19 protein-coding genes are annotated in these 18655 nt (G+C 64.0%); 10 read left to right on the top strand and 9 right to left on the bottom strand.

The features are described from left to right. Window positions 1-9: 9 nt before the first annotated feature. From ACSFA3_RS19655 to ACSFA3_RS19645, 3 genes are read right to left on the bottom strand one after another with little or no spacing between them, the layout of a single operon-like run. Complete coding sequence (locus ACSFA3_RS19655; RefSeq protein WP_435507173.1) at window positions 10-450, bottom strand: DUF2147 domain-containing protein; 441 nt, start codon at window positions 448-450, stop codon at window positions 10-12. Then, window positions 447-2243 (bottom strand): acyl-CoA dehydrogenase C-terminal domain-containing protein, encoded by a 1797-nt coding sequence (locus ACSFA3_RS19650; RefSeq protein ID WP_435507172.1) that lies wholly within the window; start codon window positions 2241-2243, stop codon window positions 447-449. Before ACSFA3_RS19650 ends, ACSFA3_RS19655 begins: the two co-directional genes overlap by 4 nt. A gap of 40 nt (window positions 2244-2283) precedes the next feature. Beyond that, window positions 2284-2934: a TetR/AcrR family transcriptional regulator gene (locus ACSFA3_RS19645; protein ID WP_435507171.1), complete on the bottom strand. Its 651-nt coding sequence runs from the start codon at window positions 2932-2934 to the stop codon at window positions 2284-2286. Between the two features lie 185 nt (window positions 2935-3119). Here ACSFA3_RS19645 and ACSFA3_RS19640 point away from each other — a divergent pair, with 185 nt between their 5' ends. Next, entirely contained in the window at window positions 3120-3974 is an 855-nt protein-coding gene (locus ACSFA3_RS19640) for an SET domain-containing protein (protein ID WP_435507170.1), read from the top strand. A 40-nt stretch (window positions 3975-4014) separates the two neighbouring features. Here ACSFA3_RS19640 and ACSFA3_RS19635 read toward each other — a convergent pair whose 3' ends face one another. Together ACSFA3_RS19635 and ACSFA3_RS19630 are read right to left on the bottom strand one after the other, a co-directional pair. Continuing rightward, window positions 4015-4863: a fumarylacetoacetate hydrolase family protein gene (locus tag ACSFA3_RS19635; protein WP_435507169.1), complete on the bottom strand. Its 849-nt coding sequence runs from the start codon at window positions 4861-4863 to the stop codon at window positions 4015-4017. Between the two features lie 27 nt (window positions 4864-4890). After that, on the bottom strand, window positions 4891-5625 hold the full coding sequence (locus tag ACSFA3_RS19630; protein WP_435507168.1) for an SDR family oxidoreductase: 735 nt from the start codon (window positions 5623-5625) through the stop codon (window positions 4891-4893). A gap of 97 nt (window positions 5626-5722) precedes the next feature. Between ACSFA3_RS19630 and ACSFA3_RS19625 the strand changes: the two genes are divergently transcribed. Genes ACSFA3_RS19625 through ACSFA3_RS19615 form a run of 3 tightly spaced genes read left to right on the top strand, consistent with a single transcriptional unit; the run spans window position 5723 to window position 9048 of the window. Beyond that, entirely contained in the window at window positions 5723-6430 is a 708-nt protein-coding gene (locus tag ACSFA3_RS19625; RefSeq protein ID WP_435507167.1) for a FadR/GntR family transcriptional regulator, read from the top strand. After that, on the top strand, window positions 6427-7962 hold the full coding sequence (locus tag ACSFA3_RS19620) for a UxaA family hydrolase (RefSeq protein WP_435507166.1): 1536 nt from the start codon (window positions 6427-6429) through the stop codon (window positions 7960-7962). The genes ACSFA3_RS19625 and ACSFA3_RS19620 overlap by 4 nt, the downstream gene beginning before the upstream one ends. A gap of 30 nt (window positions 7963-7992) precedes the next feature. After that, on the top strand, window positions 7993-9048 hold the full coding sequence (locus ACSFA3_RS19615) for a malate/lactate/ureidoglycolate dehydrogenase (RefSeq protein WP_435507165.1): 1056 nt from the start codon (window positions 7993-7995) through the stop codon (window positions 9046-9048). On the opposite strand, the gene slmA is transcribed toward ACSFA3_RS19615, so the two are convergent. Continuing rightward, window positions 9045-9701, bottom strand: coding sequence for a nucleoid occlusion factor SlmA (gene slmA / locus ACSFA3_RS19610; protein ID WP_435507164.1), 657 nt, complete (start codon window positions 9699-9701; stop codon window positions 9045-9047). The two genes, ACSFA3_RS19615 and slmA, sit on opposite strands and share 4 nt — an antisense overlap. A gap of 131 nt (window positions 9702-9832) precedes the next feature. Between slmA and galE the strand changes: the two genes are divergently transcribed. Further along, window positions 9833-10861, top strand: a complete 1029-nt coding sequence (gene galE, locus ACSFA3_RS19605; RefSeq protein WP_435507163.1) for a UDP-glucose 4-epimerase GalE — start codon at window positions 9833-9835, stop codon at window positions 10859-10861. 16 nt (window positions 10862-10877) lie between these two features. Here the strand turns inward: galE and argB are convergent, their stop codons facing one another. The 3 genes from argB to ACSFA3_RS19590 are packed head-to-tail and all read right to left on the bottom strand — an operon-like array spanning window position 10878 to window position 14231. After that, entirely contained in the window at window positions 10878-11783 is a 906-nt protein-coding gene (argB, locus tag ACSFA3_RS19600) for an acetylglutamate kinase (RefSeq protein ID WP_435507162.1), read from the bottom strand. Then, a complete protein-coding gene (locus ACSFA3_RS19595; RefSeq protein WP_435507161.1) occupies window positions 11780-13123 on the bottom strand; it encodes a flippase in 1344 nt (447 codons plus the stop codon). Before ACSFA3_RS19595 ends, argB begins: the two co-directional genes overlap by 4 nt. A 13-nt stretch (window positions 13124-13136) precedes the next feature. Continuing rightward, entirely contained in the window at window positions 13137-14231 is a 1095-nt protein-coding gene (locus ACSFA3_RS19590) for a glycosyltransferase family 4 protein (protein ID WP_435507160.1), read from the bottom strand. A gap of 54 nt (window positions 14232-14285) precedes the next feature. Between ACSFA3_RS19590 and ACSFA3_RS19585 the strand changes: the two genes are divergently transcribed. The 5 genes from ACSFA3_RS19585 to ACSFA3_RS19565 are packed head-to-tail and all read left to right on the top strand — an operon-like array spanning window position 14286 to window position 18637. Then, window positions 14286-15068 (top strand): glycosyltransferase family 2 protein, encoded by a 783-nt coding sequence (locus tag ACSFA3_RS19585; protein WP_435507159.1) that lies wholly within the window; start codon window positions 14286-14288, stop codon window positions 15066-15068. Between the two features lie 48 nt (window positions 15069-15116). After that, window positions 15117-15920, top strand: a complete 804-nt coding sequence (locus tag ACSFA3_RS19580) for an ABC transporter permease (RefSeq protein WP_435507158.1) — start codon at window positions 15117-15119, stop codon at window positions 15918-15920. A gap of 4 nt (window positions 15921-15924) precedes the next feature. Beyond that, complete coding sequence (locus ACSFA3_RS19575) at window positions 15925-16677, top strand: ABC transporter ATP-binding protein (RefSeq protein WP_435507157.1); 753 nt, start codon at window positions 15925-15927, stop codon at window positions 16675-16677. 2 nt (window positions 16678-16679) lie between these two features. Next, window positions 16680-17669 (top strand): glycosyltransferase family 2 protein, encoded by a 990-nt coding sequence (locus ACSFA3_RS19570; protein WP_435507156.1) that lies wholly within the window; start codon window positions 16680-16682, stop codon window positions 17667-17669. After that, entirely contained in the window at window positions 17666-18637 is a 972-nt protein-coding gene (locus ACSFA3_RS19565; RefSeq protein ID WP_435507155.1) for a glycosyltransferase, read from the top strand. The genes ACSFA3_RS19570 and ACSFA3_RS19565 overlap by 4 nt, the downstream gene beginning before the upstream one ends. The last annotated feature ends 18 nt before the right edge of the window (window positions 18638-18655 follow it).

Here is an 18655-nt window from a genome sequence, read left to right as displayed (position 1 = left end):
TGCTCGCGGTCATTCCTTGCGTGTCCAGGTCTGCGTACGCCAGAACGGGCCGATGTACCCGCGCACGTCCAGCTTCTGCCCGCCGTCCACCGGCGTGAAGCTTGCGCGGTATTCCTTGCCGTTCTCCGGGTCGAGGATCTTTCCGCCTTCCCACACGTCCTTGCCGTCGGCTTTCTTGCCGCCGCGGATGATTTCCAGCCCGGTGATCGGCTTGCCCTTGCGGTCGTCGGTGCAGGCTTCGCAGGTGCTGTCGGGCTTGCTGTCCTTGCCGAGTGTTTTCTCGATGCGTCCGGCCAGCGCGCCACCCGATTCGGCAATGCGGATTTCCGCCTTGACCTCGCCGGTCTTGTCGTCGACGTTGCGCCAGATGCCGACCGGGCTGACCTGCGCCAGCGCGGATGCGCCGCACAGAACCAGCGCCGAGGCGAAAGCGATGCGGTGCGCGTTCATGCCAGCGCCGCTTCCGTGTCCATCAGCGAACGGCTGCCGGCGCGCGCGGTACGCATCAGCGTGGCCGTCTCGGGGAACAGCTTCGCGAAGTAGAAGCGCGCGGTCTGCAGCTTGCCGACGTAGAAAGCATCGTCGTTGCCCGAGGCAATCTCGCGCAGCGCGACCTGCGCCATGCGCGCGAACATGTAGCCGAACACGAAGTGCCCAGCCACCCGCAGATAGTCGACCGCCGCAGCGCCGACTTCGTCCGGATTCTGCGAACCCTTGAAGCCGATCTCGGTCGTGAACTTGACCAGTTGGTCGCCGAGCATCGCGATCGGGTTGATGAACTCGGCCATCTTCTCGTTCACGCCCTCTTCCTCCACCAGCCGGCCCACCAGCTTGCCGAATTTCTTCAGCGTCGCCCCGTTGTTCCCCAACACCTTGCGGCCCAGCAGGTCGAGCGACTGGATCGTGTTGGTGCCCTCGTAGATCATGTTGATGCGGTTGTCGCGCACGAACTGTTCCATGCCCCACTCCTTGATGAAGCCGTGGCCGCCGAAGACCTGCATGCAGGCGTTGGTCGCGATGTGGCCGTTGTCGGTGATGAAGGCCTTCACGATCGGCGTCAGCAGCGCGACGAGTTCGCCGCTGTCCTTGCGCACTTTCTCGTCCGGATGGTGATGTTCCTTGTCGAGCAGCAGCGTGCAGAAGATCTGCAGCGCGCGGCCGCCTTCGGCATAGGCCTTGGCGGTGAGCAGCATCTTGCGCACGTCGGGGTGGACGATGATCGGATCGGCATCCTTGTCCTTTGCCTTCACTCCCGAGAGCGAGCGCATCTGCGTGCGGTCCTTCGCGTAGGCCAGCGCATTCTGATAGGCCACTTCGGTCAGCCCGAGCGACTGGTTGCCCACGCCCAGGCGCGCCGCATTCATCATCACGAACATCGCGGCCAGGCCCTTGTTCGGCGCGCCGACCAAGCTGCCGACGGCGCCGTCCATCACGATCTGCGCGGTCGCGTTGCCGTGGATGCCCATCTTGTGTTCAAGGCCGCCGCAGTAGATCGCGTTGCGCTCGCCGAGCGATCCGTCGGCGTCCACATTGAACTTCGGCACCGCGAACAGGCTGATGCCTTTACTGCCTTTGGGCGCGTCCGGCAGGCGGGCCAGCACCAGATGAATGATGTTGGCCGCCATGTCGTGCTCGCCGGCACTGATGAAGATCTTGTTGCCGGTGAGCCGGTAGCTGCCGTCGACCTGCGGCTCCGCCTTGCTGCGCAACAGGCCGAGGTCGGTGCCGCAATGCGCTTCGGTCAGGCACATGGTGCCGGTCCATTCGCCGGTGACGATCTTCGGCAGGTACATTGCCTTCTGCGCATCGGTGCCGTGCGCGACCAGCGCCTCGTAGGCGCCGTGCGAGAGGCCGGGATACATCGTCCAGGCCTGGTTGGCACTGTTGAGCATTTCGTAGAGGCACTGGTTCAGCACGAAAGGCAGGCCTTGCCCGCCGTACTGCGGATCGCAGGACAGCGCCGCCCAGCCACCTTCGACGAACCTGGCGTACGCGTCCCTGAAGCCGGTCGGCGTCTTCACTTCGTGCGTGGTCTTGTCGAGCACGCAGCCCTCTTCGTCGCCACCGATGTTGAGCGGAAAGGCCACTTCGGCCGCGAACTTGCCGGCCTCCTCGATGACGGCATTGATGGTGTCGACGTCGACTTCGGCATGGGCCGGCATGGCCTTGAACTCGTCGGTGACGTTGAAGACTTCGTGCAGGACGAACTGCATGTCGCGCAGCGGCGGCGTGTAGAGAGGCATCGAAAAGCTCCGTGGGGACAGGTAAGAGGAAAAGGAAAACTCAACCGGCCGCGCCGTTGCGCGCCAGGATGTTGTCGAAGCCGGCACTGGCGCGAGCCAGCGATCCCGGCGTGCGAAGGAAGCGCGCTTCGTAATGCAGTGCCAGGATCAGCGCGTGGATCTCGAAGGCGATCTGCTCTTCGTCGGCGTCCGGACGAAGGTGACCTTCATGGATGGCCAGCACCACGGCGCGCTTCATGGCGGCCAGCCAGGTGTTGACAGACTCGGCCAGCGCGTCGCGCACCGGGCCGGCGCGGTCGTCGAATTCCACCGCGCCGCTGATGTAGATGCAGCCGGAATCGAGCTCGGTCGAGGTGCGCTGCATCCAGTTGGCGAACATGGCCCGCAACCGCGGCAGGCCGCGCGGCGCTTCGAGCGCGGGGTAGAAAACCTCCTGCTCGAAGCGGTGGTGGTACTCGCGCACCACCGAAATCTGCAGCTCCTCGCGCGAGCCGAAGTGGGCGAACACGCCCGACTTGCTCATCTGCGTGACCTCCGCAATGGCGCCTATCGAAAGGCCTTCCAGCCCGATCTGCGCAGCCAGCCCGAGCGCGGCATCGATGATCGCGAGTTTGGTCTGCTGGCCTTTTTGCAGGGCGCGGGATAGCTTCGGCGGATTGATGGAATGAACAGCAGTAGCGGCAGTTGGCATGTCGGAACCTGCAGAAAATCGAAAGCTCTAGGAAAAAAGAACGACCGTTCTATTTTGCAAGATTTGTATTGAAAGTTGCAAGCAGAAAAACGCACACAACAACATCCGGCGTTTAGGACCGGTCCGATCCGATGTGCCGGTGCCCTGTCTTCAAATCTCGATCTTTGATTTGAAGAAAGCCCGCCATGACCTTCGCCCCTGCTTCACGCGTCCATCGGACCAGTGCCATGACTGTCGATGCACAGGGGCAAGGGGCCGCAAGGGAGGTGCGCAAGGCAGCACCGTTCGCACGCAGTAAATCGAGCGGAATCGACGACGCTCTTTCGAGAGCCTCTCAGTCGTCACTGCTCGCTTCTCTGAAAAAGATCGGGCTGCCGGACCATTTCTCGCCCCGACAACAGCAAGCGGTGGCCAGACTGCTGGACAAATATCATCCGCACACGCTGACCCAATCGCCCTTGGTGGGCATCAACGGCAAGGCGTTGAACTTGCAGCTTGCATCGGTTCCGCTGACCGACCCTCAGGGGACGACGCTACCGTCAGGCACTCCCCTCAACCGTGGGCTGATCCGCATGCTCACGCATTTTCCGGAGCACCGACGGTGGGAAGACTCGAACCTCGGCGTCCGGACAATTCGGCCCGGCGAGGCCGAAGCTGCGCTCGTCGGACAGGAAGGCGTATTCGCCAAGAGGAATATCCCCGCAAACACGCCTGTCAGCATCTTCGGAGGGATGTTTCTCGATCGACCGGAAGATATCGCCCTCGACGCACAGGTCCGCAGCATGGCCGGCCTGCAGCCCAACAAGTACCAGGACTCCGACGTCTCGGCGAATGGCAATGTGATGAATGCCATGGGCATCGCGATGAAGTGCAACAGCAACGAGCACGCTCACAACCTGATGCCGGCCTATCTGCACGTGATCGCACCGTCGGGAGAAAAGCTGCAACTCATGGCCCTGTACTCCACGAAGCCCATAAAGGCAGGCGAAGAACTGTCCATGAGCTATCACGAGCAACTGAGGCTCGACAACCAGCTATGACCGCTGGCTATCGAGTCGTGCCACCGTTGCCGAACGGCGTTCAGAGCTTGAACGGCACCACTTCCTGCCGCTGCTCGCCGAGCCCGTCGATGCCCAGCGTCATCACGTCGCCCTTCTTCAGATAGAGCGGCGGCTTCATGCCCATGCCGACGCCGGGCGGCGTGCCGGTGGTGATGACATCGCCGGGCATCAGCGTCATGAAGGTGCTCAGGTAGCTGATGATCTTGGCGATGCCGAAGATCATCGTCCTGGTGCTGCCGGTCTGCACGCGCTTGCCGTTCAGGTCGAGCCACATTCCGAGCTTCTGCGGATTGGGCACTTCGTCGCGCGTGACCAGCCAGGGGCCGATCGGCCCGAAGGTGTCGCAACCCTTGCCCTTGTCCCAGGTGCCGCCGCGCTCGATCTGGTATTCGCGCTCGCTGACGTCGTTGATGGTGCAGTAGCCGGCGACGTAGTTCAGTGCCTCCTTCTGCGACACATAGCGCGCACGGGTGCCGATGACCACGCCGAGCTCGACTTCCCAATCGGTCTTGACCGAACCCTTGGGCAGCATCACCGGATCGTTCGGACCCTGGATGCAGCTGGTTGCCTTCATGAACAGGATCGGTTCCTTCGGTATCGGCAGGTTCGATTCGGCCGCGTGGTCGGCGTAGTTCAGGCCGATGGCGATGAACTTGCCGACATTGGCGACCGGGCTGCCGAAACGCGGTTTGCCCCGCACCAGCGGCAACTTGTCGGTCTTCTGTTTCTGCAGCTTGGCGATGGCGGCATCGCCGAGCTGCTCTGGGCCGATGTCCTTCACCACGGCGCTCAGGTCGCGCAGCTGGCCGTTGTCGTCGATGAGCCCTGGCTTCTCCTTGCCGGGGTTGCCGTAGCGAACGAGTTTCATCCGTTGTTCCTTGTGTGAAAAGACCGGTTATATCGTGATGCCGCCATCGACCGAGTAAGCCTGACCGGTGACGAACGCCGCATCCTCGCTCGCGAGGAACACCACCAGCGGCGCGATTTCATGCGCCTGGGCGAGCCGGCCGAGCGGCTGGCGCGCGATGAAAGCCTTGCGCGCCTCGACCGGATCGGCGTTGGCGTTGATACGGTCGGCGAGCGACGGCGTGTCGACCGTACCGGGACAGACGGCGTTGCAGCGCACCTTGTTCGACACGTAGTCGGCGGCCACGCTCTTGGTGAGCCCCAGCACCGCCGCCTTGGTCGTGCCGTAGACGAAGCGGTTCGGCAAACCCTTGATGCTCGAACACACGCTCGCCATGTTCACGATGCTGCCGCCGCCGGCTTCGATCATGCGCGGCAGCACGGCCTGCACGGTCCAGAACTGCGCCCGCACGTTCAGGTGGAACGCGAAGTCGAGATCCGCATCGGTGGCTTCGAGCGCGGTGCCGTTGTGCACGACGCCGGCGCAGTTGAACAACACGTCGACCGCCGGCATGCGTGAGACCAGCGCATGGATCGCCGCCTTGTCGAGCACGTCGAGCACGGCCGTCTGGATGCCCGGCGTGCCGGCATAGCTTTCGAGCAGCGAGGCATTGACGTCGGTTGCCCAGACCGTCGCGCCCTCGGCGGCCATCGCCAGCGCCGTGGCGCGGCCGATGCCTTGCCCGGCGGCGGTGATGAGGGCTGTTTTCCCTTGGAGTCTCATGCGTGATCCTGGTGGTGTGCGGTCGTTGAGGGTTTCGCCCGATTCTGAATTGGCCTTACCAGTTGTCCAATTCAGGACAACCCTTAATTTCCCAGAAGTGTCTCTCGAACCCCAGCGTCTCTACCGCCAGATCGCCGACCGGCTCCGTACCCTGATCGGCAATGGCGAATTCACGGCCGGCGCGCGTCTGCCGGCGGAACGCGATCTGGCGCGGGAGTTCGGCGTGAGCCGGCCCTCCGTGCGCGAGGCGCTGATCGCACTCGAGGTCGAAGGCTGGGTCGAAGTGCGCACCGGCTCCGGCGTCTACGTGCAGGACCGCGCGCAACGCACCGCCGAACGGCTGCCCGGCACCGAGTGGGGACCGCTGGAACTGATCCGCGCCCGCCGCGTGGTCGAGGGCGAAACCGCCGCGCTCGCCGCAGTGCAGGCGCGCCGGAAAGACCTCGACGCGATGACGCGCGCGATGACGCAGATGCAGGACGCCAGCGACCGCCTGGTCGCACCGCTCGAAGGCGACCGTGCTTTCCACATCGCCATCGTCGGCGCCTGTGCCAACGCGGTCCTGGCCGAGACCGTCGAAGCTTTCTGGGATTCGCGCAAGGGGCCGATCTTCACGCGGCTGGGCGGGTACTTCGAAACCCCGCCGTCGTGGCGCGCCGCCATTGCCGAACACACCACGGTCGTCGATGCGATAGCAGCCGGCGATGCGCAGGCCGCCCGCGCGGCCATGCACACGCACATGGACAAGTCGCATCAGCGTTTCAGCGCCAGCTGGCGACGCCTCAAAAGAAAGAGCCCCACATGAATTCCGTCGCACCTTTCATCCGCCTCCATCCGTCCGACGACGTGGTCATCGCACGCGCGCAACTCGTCAGCGGCACGCCGATCGAGAGCATCGTCAGCCGCGGGCTGATCCCGCCCGGCCACAAGGTCGCGATGCGCCACATCGCCGCGGGCGAGCCGGTGCGCCGATACGACCAGATCATCGGTTTCGCCAGCCAGCCGATCGCGCCCGGCGAACACGTGCACACGCACAACCTCGACATGGGCGCCGATAAAGGCGATTTCGAGCGCGACTACGCCTACGGTGCCGACGTGAAGCCGCCGCCGACCCCGCGCGAAGCGACCTTCCTGGGCATCCGCCGCGCGGATGGCCGCGTCGCGACCCGCAACTACATCGGCGTGCTGACCAGCGTGAACTGCTCGGCCACGGCAGCACGCGCCATCGCCGATCACTTCTCGCGCCGCATGAACCCGGCCGCGCTGGCCGACTTCCCGAACGTCGACGGCGTGGTCGCGCTCACCCACGGCACCGGCTGCGGCATGGACGGCGACGGCGCGGGCATGCAGATCCTGGCGCGCACGCTCACCGGCTACGCGACGCATGCGAACTTCGCGGCGGTGCTTGTCGTCGGGCTCGGCTGCGAGGTCAACCAGATCAACACCTGGCTCACGGCCGGCCACCTGACCGAAGGCGACAGCTTCCGCACCTTCAACATCCAGGACACCGGCGGCACCCGCAAGACGGTCGACAAGGGCGTTGCGCTGATCCGCGAGATGCTGCCGCGCGCGAACGCTGTGGTGCGCGAGCCGTGCAGCGCATCGCACATCACGGTCGGGCTGCAGTGCGGCGGCTCGGACGGGTATTCGGGCATCAGCGCGAATCCGGCGCTGGGCGCTGCGGTCGACCTGCTGGTCGCACACGGCGGAACGGCCATCCTCAGCGAGACGCCGGAGGTGTACGGCGCAGAGCATCTGCTGACGCGGCGTGCCGTGCGGCGCGAGGTCGGCGAGAAGCTGGTGGAACGCATCAGGTGGTGGGAGCACTACACCGAGATCAACGACGGCGAGATGAACAACAACCCTTCTCCCGGCAACAAGGCCGGCGGGCTGACGACCATTCTGGAGAAATCGCTCGGCGCCGTCGCAAAAGGCGGCACCAGCAATCTCGAAGCGGTCTACGAATACGCAGAGCCGGTCACGGCGCACGGCTTCGTCTACATGGACACGCCCGGCTACGACCCGGTCAGTGCCACCGGCCAGGTCGCGGGCGGCGCGAACATCATCTGCTTCACCACCGGGCGCGGCTCGGCGTACGGCTGTGCGCCCTCGCCTTCGCTCAAGCTGGCGACCAACTCGGCGCTATGGAAGCGGCAGGAGGAAGACATGGACATCAACTGCGGCGAGATCGTCGACGGCACCGTGTCGATCCAGGCGATGGGCCAGCGGATCTTCGAGACGATTCTTGCGACGGCATCGGGTGTGCAAAGCAAGAGCGAAGAGCATGGCTACGGCCAGAACGAATTCGTGCCCTGGCAAGTCGGCGCGGTCATGTGACCGATACAAATCAAAGGAAGCAACTCACTCATGTCCCAGACCCTTCAAGTCTCATTCCTCCGCCAGCAAGTCGCAGCCATCCTCATCGCCGCCGGCAGCTCACCCGCCGAAGCCGCGCAGGTCGCCGACAACCTCGTCCTGGCGAACCTCAGCGGGCACGACTCGCACGGCGTCGGCATGGTGCCGCGCTATGTCGACGCCATCGCCGAGGGCGGCCTGAAGCCGAATGCGTCGGTCAAGACGAACCTCGACATAGGCACCATGCTGGCGCTCGACGGCCAGGGCGGCTACGGCCAGATCGTCGGCGTGCAGGCGATGGAACTTGGCATCGCGCGTGCCAAGCAGCACGGCAGTTGCATCCTGTCGCTGGCGCATGCGCACCATCTCGGGCGCATCGGCCACTTCGCCGAGATGGCGACCGCACAGGGACTGGTGGCGATGCATTTCGTCAACGTGCTGTCGCGTCCGGTCGTGGCGCCGTGGGGCGGCGGCGACGGGCGATTCGGCACCAATCCGTGTTGCATCGGCGTGCCGCTGGCCGGCGCGGAGCCCTTCATCCTCGACTTCGCCACGAGCCGCGTCGCGCAGGGAAAGATGCGCGTCGCCTACAACAAGGGCGAGCGCATTCCGCCCGGCTACCTGATCGACGAACAAGGCAAGCCGACCGACGACCCCGGTGTGGTCGTCGTGCCGCAACCGAACGGCCTGTTCGGCGCGCTGATGACCTTCGGCGAGCACAAGGGCTACGGCATGGCAATCGCGTGCGAACTGCTCGGCGGCGCGCTGACCGGCGGCGGCACATGGCATCGACAGGCGGACACCGCCCGATCGGTCTTCAACGGCATGCTGACGGTGCTGATCGACCCGGAAAGGCTCGGTGCACAGGCCGGTTTCGCGCAGGAAGCGAACGCCTTCGTCGAATGGCTGCGCCAGAGCCCCGCCGGCGAAGGTTTCGACCATGTGCAGATCGCCGGCGAGCCCGAACGCGCCGCGCGCAAGGCTCGCGAAACCGAAGGCATCTGGCTCGACGACGCGACCTGGGGCGAGATCGTCGCTGCGGGTGCGAAGGTCGGCGTGAGCGTCTAGAACATCATCGCCAGGCTGGGTTCCAGGTGCTCCGACGGCAGATGCCTGAAGCCGGAGCGCACGAAGCGCTGGAGCCTGCCGGCGACGAAGGCCGTCAGCACCGCGGCGCGCACCTGCGCATCGACGGTCGGCGTCGATGACGACTGGATGTCGACCACCACGGCACCGCGCAGTGCCTGGCGCAGCGTCGATTCGATGCGGTCGAAGAACTGATTCATGCGGCTCTGCAGCCGTTCGTTCTCGTAGACCAGCGCATCGCCGACCATCACGCGCGTCATGCCGGGATTCTTTTCGGCGAACTGGACCACCATCGTGACGATGCGCGAAGCCCGCTCCCGTGCGGACGACGACTCGCGCTCCAGGATCTGATTGATCAGCGTGAAGACGCTCTGCTCGATGAAGTCGATAAGCCCCTCGAACATCTGCGCCTTGCTCGCGAAATGCCGGTACAGCGCAGCCTCGCTAACGGCCAGTTGCGCAGCCAGTGCCGCCGTCGTCACACGTTCGGCGCCGGGTCGCTCCAGCATGGCTGCCAGCGTCTGAAGGATCTGCACCCGCCGCTCGCCGGGCTTGGGACGCTTGCGGACCACCGGCTCGATGGACTTGGCCGACCTGTCGGCTGTCTGGCTGCGTTCGATCTCTTCGTTGGGCATGACGACACGCGGAGACGCGCAAATGTAAAAATTTAATTCTCGCACGCCGCATTTGGCGGTCATCCGTGATCCGGCGTGGCCGAGAATGACGGTAAGTTCACATTTGTTCAACCATCCGAAAGCAACCGCACATGGGCAATCGCATTCTTGTCACGGGTGGCGCCGGTTTCATCGGCAGCCACACCTGCGTGGCGTTGGCAGAAGCCGGCTACGAACCGCTCATTCTCGACAACCTGGGCAACAGCGACGTGCGCGTGCTCGATCGCCTCGCGCGCATCAGCGCCACCGGCACCGCACCGCAGTTCATCGAAGGCGACGTGCGCGACCGCGCCCTGCTCGACCGCATCTTCAAGGAACACGAGATCGCCGGCGTGATCCACTTCGCCGGGCTCAAGGCGGTCGGCGACTCGGTCGCAGATCCGCTGACCTACTACGACAACAATGTGAACGGCACCTTCGTGCTGGCCGCCGCGATGCACGCAGCGGGTGTGAAGACGCTGATCTTTTCGTCGTCGGCCACGGTGTACGGCGAACCGGAAAGCTCGCCGATCCCCGAAAGCGCACCCTGCCGCCCGGCCAATCCGTACGGCCGCTCCAAACGGATGGTCGAAGAAGCGCTGGTCGACCTGCAACTCGCCCAGCCCGACTGGCGTATCGCGTTGCTACGCTACTTCAACCCGGTCGGCGCACACGAAAGCGGCCTGATCGGCGAGCATCCGCAAGGCAAGCCGAACAACCTCATGCCGTTCGTGAGCCAGGTCGCGGTCGGCATGCGCGACAAACTGTCGATCCACGGCGGCGACTATCCGACGCCGGACGGCACCGGCGTTCGCGACTATGTGCATGTGATGGACCTGGCCGAAGGCCATGTCGCGGCGCTGCGCAACGCGGAAAAATCCGCCGGTCTCGTGACGGTGAATCTGGGCACCGGCATCGGCGCATCGGTGCTCGACGTGGTCAAGTCCTTCGAGCGCGCCTGCGGCAAGCCGATCGCGCATGAAATTGGCCCGCGCCGCGCCGGAGACGTGCCCGCCTACTGGGGCGACCCGTCGCTCGCAGAAAGCCTGCTCGGCTGGCGCGCGAAGCGCAGCGTCGACCAGATGTGCGCCGACAGCTGGCGCTGGCAGCAGGGGAATCCGCGCGGTTACGAGCCGGTCTGATAGGAGAGGAGCGCGCTCAACGCGCCCGGATCATCGTCCCGTAGGCCTGCTCGGTCAAAATCTCCAGCAGCATCGCGTGCGGCACCCGCCCGTCGATGATGTGCACCGCGTTCACGCCGCTCTTGGCCGCATCCAGCGCGCCTTCGATCTTCGGCAGCATGCCGCCGGAAATCGTGCCGTCGGCGAACAGTTCGTCGATCTCGCGGGCGCTGAGGTCGGTCAGCAGATTGCCGGCCTTGTCGAGCACGCCGGGCGTGTTGGTCAGCAGCATCAGCTTCTCGGCCTTGAGCACCGTGGCCAGCTTGCCGGCGACGACGTCGGCGTTGATGTTGTAGCTCTCGTTCTCTTCGCCGAAGCCGATCGGGCTGATCACCGGGATGAAGGCATCGTCCTGCAACGCCTTCACCACGCTTGGATCGATCGAGACGATTTCGCCCACCTGGCCGACGTCGTGCAGCAGGCTCGGGTCGGCGCGGTCGGCCATCTTCAGTTTTTGCGCGCGGATCAGGCCGCCGTCGCGACCGGTCAGGCCGACGGCTTTGCCGCCCGCCTGGTTGATCAGGCCGACGATGTCCTGCTGCACTTCGCCGGCGAGCACCCATTCGACGACTTCCATCGTTTCGGCATCGGTCACGCGCATGCCCTGGATGAAGCTGCCCTTCTTGCCGAGCTTGTTGAGCGCCGCTTCGATCTGCGGACCGCCGCCATGCACGACGACAGGGTTCATGCCGACCAGCTTGAGCAACACCACGTCTTCGGCGAAATCGGCCTGCAGGGCCGGATCGGTCATGGCGTTGCCGCCGTACTTGATGACGATCGTCTTGCCGTGGAATTTGCGGATGTAGGGCAGCGCCTGGGCGAGGATCTCGGCCTTGTCGCGGGGAGGAATATTGAGCAGATGCTCGGGCACTGGCGAAGTCATGGACGCTCCGGTTCGGGGGATGCCAAATTGTGCCGCATGGCAGGGGTTACCCGAGCCGGAAACATGCGGTCGGGAAACACCTTCCGGCGAACGACGCCGAGCAGCAACACCAGGTCGACGCCGACGCGCAGCGTCCACGCGACAGCCGCGCCGGCCAGGCCGAACTGACCGAGCGCGAACCACAGCACCGGAAAATAGATCAGCGCCTCGACCACGTGAAGTTGCGCCGTCGTGCGCGCGAAGCCCGCGGCCTGCACGGCGGCGAACGGCACGAAGGCAATGCCGTTGAACAGCAGGCCCAGCGCGAAAATCGACACCACCGGCGCCGAGCGATCGGCGAAATCGACGCCCAGCCACAGCGACAGGCCCCAGTGCGCTCCGAGCGCGATCAACACACACAGCGGCAGCAGCGCAGCGGCCACCAGCGCGACGCAGTGCCGGTAGATGCGTCGTGCGGCCTCGATGTCGTTGGTCAGCAGGGATGCCAGCCGCGGGAACAGCGCGCCGGTGAGCGCACCCGGCAGGATAAGCAGGCGCGCCATTACTTCCGACGGCACCGTGTAATACGCGACGACGGCGGCGCCCAGCACCGCCGAGATCACGAAACGATCGGCCGTGACCATCAGCGGACTGATGATGTTCGACACCGTCATCCAGGCTCCGAACGACAGCAGCGCGACGATATCGGTGCGTTGCCATGCCACCCGGCCCAGGCCGCCACCCAGCCGGCGGCGCACCATGATCCAGTGCGCAACGCCGAAGACCAGCCGCGCCGCCATCAGGCTCGCCACCATCGGCACCAGCGACGGCCCGAGCCAGAAGACGCTCAGGGCAGGCAGGCCGAAGTTCGCCAGGCCGAGCACCATCCGCAGCAGGTTGACGTTGCGGAAGTCTTCGTAGGCTTCGAGCACGCCGCGCATGCCGGCAGTGATCGTCGTCACCGGCACGCCGACCGCGGCGATCAGCAGCGCATGGAAGACATCGGAGTGCAGCGCCTCCGAGACCTTGAGGCCCTTCACGGCCAGCGGCTCGGCAAAAACCACCAGCAGGACGCCGCCGATGGCGCCCATCAGCGCCGCCATCATCAGGCCGCTCTTGACCAGCGACGGCACTTCGGCTTCGCGTCCGGCCGCGAGCTTCTGGGCCACCTGTTGCGTCAACGCACGCCCCAGCCCGAAATCGAACAGGCTGAAATAGCCGATCAATGCCCAGACCAGCGTCAGGATTCCGAAGATCTCGACACCGGCTTCCCGGACAAGATAAGGAATGAGCGCGACGCCCGCGAGCAACGGCAGTCCCGCGCCGGCGAGATTCCACAGGACGTTGTGCCGAAGGGACATCGAGGCGCCGGCTTCAGTGCCGCAGCCAGCGCGGCACCTTGAAGCGCACGATCATCAGGTAAGCCACGACATAGGTCGTGACGAACAGCAGGCTGCACAGCATCAGCGCCATCGTGTTGCGCCAGAACAGCACGGCAGGCACCACCGACATCGCCGCGAACATCCAGAGATACGGCGAGGTACGGTTGTTGCGCCTGAGCAGCTGGCGCGCCTCGTCGTCGGTGAAGGCGACCCGCACGATGCGGCGGAAGATCAGCTGGTGGAAATGCAGCGCGTCGGCATGACCCGGCGACTGGCCGCGCGCCATCTTGCGGTAGATGGAAAACAGCGTCTCCCACACCGGATAGATCAGCAACAGCATCGGAAACCACGGCGAAACGGTCGGATGGCGCTGCACCAGCGTCACGCACGCCACCGCGATCACCATGCCCCAGACGTACGCACCGCCGTCGCCGGCGAAGATGCGACCGCTCGGGTAGTTCCACATCAGGAAGCCCATCGTCGCGCCGACCAGGCACAGCACCATCGCGGCAAGCTGCCGGTCGCCGACCTGCAGCGCCACGTGCGAGATCGCCAGGCAGACCAGCACCGCCACCGCGCCGGCCAGGCCGTTGTAGCCGTCGATGATGTTGAAGGCATGCGGCAGGCCGCCGATGGCCAGCACCGCCAGCAGCACCGCCATGAAAGGCAGCGCGCGCATGCCGGCATCGACGAAACCGAGCCCGGTGCGGTGCACGCCCAGTCCCAGCAGCCAGCACAGCAGCAGCGCCGAGCCGAGCGTCAGCCCGAGCCGGTAGCGCACGCTCACGCGCTGCGTCACGTCTTCGGCGATGCCGCCGAGCACCGACGGCGCCATGCACAGCAGCATCAGCGCCGACGCATGAGCCGGCCAGTTGGTGTTGAACGGATCGCCAGGCCAGCCCGCACCCAGCCAGGCCGCGCCGGTGCCCAGCAAGATGCCGGCGCCGCCCAGCCGCGGCACATGCCCCTTGTGAAAGCGCTGCGGCATGTCGGCCGCGTAGCGCCTCGCATGCCGACGCGCGCGACGCATGAACACCAGCACGGCGAACGCGGAGACGACAAAGCTGATGAGGAGCAGGGCAATCATGGAAAACCGGAGAGAGGGGTGCGGGAACCTAGAATTCCCGAGCGAAATTAGACCATGCCGAACCATTCACGCCCGTTGCCGTCGAGCCCTCCCGCGACCACATCCCAAAAGCCGATCACCGTTTCGATCGTCAGTCACGGCCAGCTCGCGCTGATCCGCCCGCTGCTCGAACAACTGGACCGCTGGAGCCATGCGGCGATCGACAAGGTCGTGCTGACGATCAACATCCCGGAAACAGATGCGATCGCCGATCTCGCGGGACTGCGTTTTCCGGTCGAGCGCATCGAGAACGCGCAAGCCAAGGGATTCGGCGCGAACAACAACCAGGCTTTCGGGCGCTGCACGACGCCGTGGTTTCTTGTACTGAACCCCGACATCCGGCTCGACAGCGACGTGCTCGCGCCGATGATGTCGCAAGCACTGCCGACGAGCGGCCTGCTGACGCCGCGCATCATGGAACCCGGCAAATCGGCGCCGGAACAGCACCGGGCGATAATCACGCCGGTTGAAATCCTGACCCGCAGAAGCCCGACTTACCTGCGCCCGACAACCCCCGCCTGGATCCCAGGTCTGTTCATGCTCTTTCGCACCGAGGCCTACGCCCGGATCCACGGCTTCGACGAACGCTTCTTCATGTACGGCGAGGATTTCGATATCTGCGCACGGCTTGGCTTGTCCGGATGGGGCTTGCAGGTTGCCGAAGATCTGCAGGCTCGGCATGAAGCGCAGCGGGCGAGTCATTCGAGCCGTAGGCATCTGTGGTGGCATGTGTCGAGTCTGTTGAAAGTGTGGACGTCGACGAGTTTCTGGCAGTACAGGAGCTTTCGTCGCGACTGAGCTGCGCTACAGATCTACCCCTCCAAATCCAAATACACCAACGCCTGCATGAGCCAAGTCCACTCCAATCTTCACAAAACCGCCTGGTCCGACTGGTGGGAAGGCACGCGCCGCACCGACATCTGGTGGACGCTGGCCTGGTTCGACATCGTCTTGCGCTATCGGCGCTCGATGCTGGGGCCGCTCTGGCTGACGTTGAGCATGGCCGCAATGATCGGCGGCATGGGACCACTGTACAGCTCGCTTTTTGGCGCGGAATTGTCCAAGTTCTTTCCCCACTTAGCGCTTGGAATCATCTTCTGGAGTCTGTTCTCCAGCCTGGTCAATGAAGGATGCAATGTGTTCGCCAGCGCCGGCAACTATCTCAAACAGGGCTACTTTCCGATCAGCTTGTTCGTTTGGCGCAGCATGTCACGCAACATCATTCAATTTTTACATCAGATAGTGATCTACGTACCGGTTGCGATGTGGGCTGGGATCTCGCTGTCCTGGTCAGCGCTGCTTGTCTTGCCGGCCTTTCTGCTTCTGCTGATCAACGCACACGCCATCGGAATCGCTCTCGGGCTCGTTTGCACCCGGTTTCGTGACGTCGCCCAGATCGTCACCAGCGTGATGCAGATGCTGATGTTCCTGACGCCGGTTTTCTGGCTGCCCGAAAGTCTTCCAGACCGCGCCCGCTACATCCTCTATAACCCGCTCGCGCAGATGCTTGATCTTCTGAGAACGCCCCTGATGGGTGGCGAGGCGTCGCTGCACAGCTGGATAGGTATCTTTGGATGGACTCTCGCCACCGTAATCGGCTCCGCACTGCTGTTCCAAAAATACCGTCGCCGGGTCGTCTACTGGCTTTAAGAACATGGCCCTCATTTCCCTCAAAAACGCATCGGTCAGCTTCCCTATCTACGGTGCCGGCTCCGCTTCATTAAAGAAGACACTTGCGGCTTCAGTCACGGGTGGCCGATTGGGCAAAGAAACGGGCGTCCGTGTCGTCCAGGCTTTGAACGGCATCAACCTCGAACTTCAGAGCGGCGACCGCCTCGGCCTTATTGGTCACAACGGCGCTGGCAAATCCACTCTGCTGCGCACGCTTGCAGGAGTCTACGAACCGTCGTCGGGCGACTTCGAACGTCAAGGCACGGTGGCCAGCTTGATCGACCCTTCGCTCGGCATCGAGCCCGATGCGACGGGCATCGAAAACATAATGCTGCGCGGATTGGTAATGGGCATGAGTCGGAAGCAGGTAGACGCCATGACCGACAGCATCTGCGAATTCAGCGGGCTGGGCGAATACGTCAACATGCCTGTGCGCACCTATTCCACCGGCATGCAGATGCGACTGGCGTTTTCGATCTCAACCAGCATTGGGGCGGACATCCTTTTGATGGACGAATGGCTGTCGGTCGGCGATGCCGAATTTACCGAAAAAGCCGAAAAGCGCATGCGTGAGGTGGTCGCCAAATCGGGCATTCTGGTGCTGGCATCGCACTCGATGGCTCTAATCGAGAAGGAATGCAACCGCGTAATCCATCTTGAACACGGACGCATCGTCGATGCCTATCCTCTCAAGCCCAACTCGGAAGGAACCGGTTACACCGGCATCAAGCAGTGAGCTTGCCAAGTGCTACCGTCGTTTCGGTCGCCCTGTGCACCTACAAGGGCGAGTCGTACCTCGGGGCGCAACTCGACAGCATCCTTGCTCAAAGCCGGCTGCCGCAGGAAATCGTCGTGTTCGACGACGTTTCGCCGGACGGCACCTGGGCGCTTCTCGAATCGTATGCGCCGCGCATCCGCGCAACTGGCATCCGGCTGGAGCTTCATCAAAACGCCCGCAACCTCGGCTACGTCGGAAATTTTGGGCAGGCGCTACAGGCGACCACTGGCGAAATCGTCTTCTTGTGCGATCAGGACGACGTCTGGCATCCGACCAAGATCGAGCGCTTCCTGCCGGAATTCGAACGTAGGCCCGATCTGATGATGCTGCACAGCGATGCGCGTTTGGTCGACGGCAGCGGCAAGGACATCCATTGCGGTCTCTTCGAAGCGCTGGAGGTCACACGCGAGGAATTGGAGGCGATCCACGCCGGACGTGCATTCGAGGTCCTCGTACGCCGCAACATGGTGACTGGGGCAACGATGGCGGTGCGGCGCAAGGTGTTCGAGCGAGCGCCCGTCGTTCCCGCGGGATGGATCCATGATGAATGGTTGGCGATGATCGCAACATTCATCGGAACGATCGATTGCCTTGAAGCGCCAAGCATCGATTACCGACAGCACGCCAGCAACCAGGTCGGTGCGCGCCGTCGCGGTTTCGTCGAACGACTGACGGGCGGCGGCATGTCGCGCCTCGAATTCATGACGCGCACGCTGTTGCGCACTCAGACGTTGCTCGATATCGCCGAGGCAGGCCCGCTGCGCCTCCGCGAAACGGATCTGCAGATGTTGCGCGATCGGCTCACGCACGCACGGTTTCGCGCCACGCCGCCGCTCCGATGGCCGGCGCGTCTGGCCGCCATCGCGCGCGAGTACGCAAGTGGCCGCTACTCGCAATTTTCGAACGGTCCGCGCTCTGCCTTGAGCGATTTCCTGCTACTGCGCAAATGAAAGATCTGCGCCAGGACGATTCAGAAAAACCGACAACTTCTGTGGCTCGACATTGCGTCGACGTGTGCGCTGTCGTCATTACTTACCAGCCCCAACTCGACGTGCTGAGCCAGGTACTGGACAGCGTAGCGCCGCAGGTCGGACAGGTTCTGTTGTTCGACAACGCAACCGCGGGGTCGGCATTCGCGGGGTTCCCCGCTTTTCTCGAACGAGCCGAGGCTGATGGCGTTGTCGTTGTCCGCTCACCGACCAACGTTGGACTTGGCGCAGCCATGAACCGCGCGGCCGCGCATGCGTGCGCTGCCGGTTTCACCTATCTTCTGCTGCTTGACCAAGACAGCCTGCTCGATCCGCGAATGGTCGCAACGCTTAAGGCGGCTTACGAGGATCTTGGCAGGACCGAACTGATTGCAGCCGTCGGTCCGCAGTTCAGCGATAGGCGCAACGGACACGTCGCACCTTTCATCGAGATGGGTTTCCCGCTAAACCGTAAGCTATACGGCAGACCTGGCCAACGCGTGCGCTGCGACTTTCTGATCTCCTCGGGCAGCCTGATACCGCTGGACGTACTGGAGCATATTGGCGGCATGGATGAGCGCCTTTTCATCGACAACGTCGACATGGAATGGTGCTTTCGCGCGCGCCATCACGGCTTCGCACTGTTCGGCATTTGCGACGCACGGATGCGCCACAGCATCGGGGACACGTTGCGCGCAACGTGGCTGAAACCCGGCGGGGTGATGATTCACAAGCCGATTCGGCTTTACTACATCATGCGGAACCGGGTTCTGCTCTACGGACGCAAGGAAACGCCGAAGGTGTGGATCGCACAAGACGTGCCGCGGTTGCTGCTTAAGTTCCTTGGAACGGCGCTGTTCGTCGCACCCAGGATGAATTACGTCCGGATGATGGTGCGTGGCTTGCTCGATGGCGTGCTCGGACGGAGCGGGCCGTTTGACGGCCGTTGACCCTTAAACCGGTTCGAT

The sequence above is a fragment of the Variovorax glucosi genome (genome assembly GCF_051216695.1).
Classification (GTDB): Bacteria; Pseudomonadota; Gammaproteobacteria; order Burkholderiales; family Burkholderiaceae_C; genus Variovorax.
This window is presented reverse-complemented; position numbering and strand designations above follow the sequence as displayed.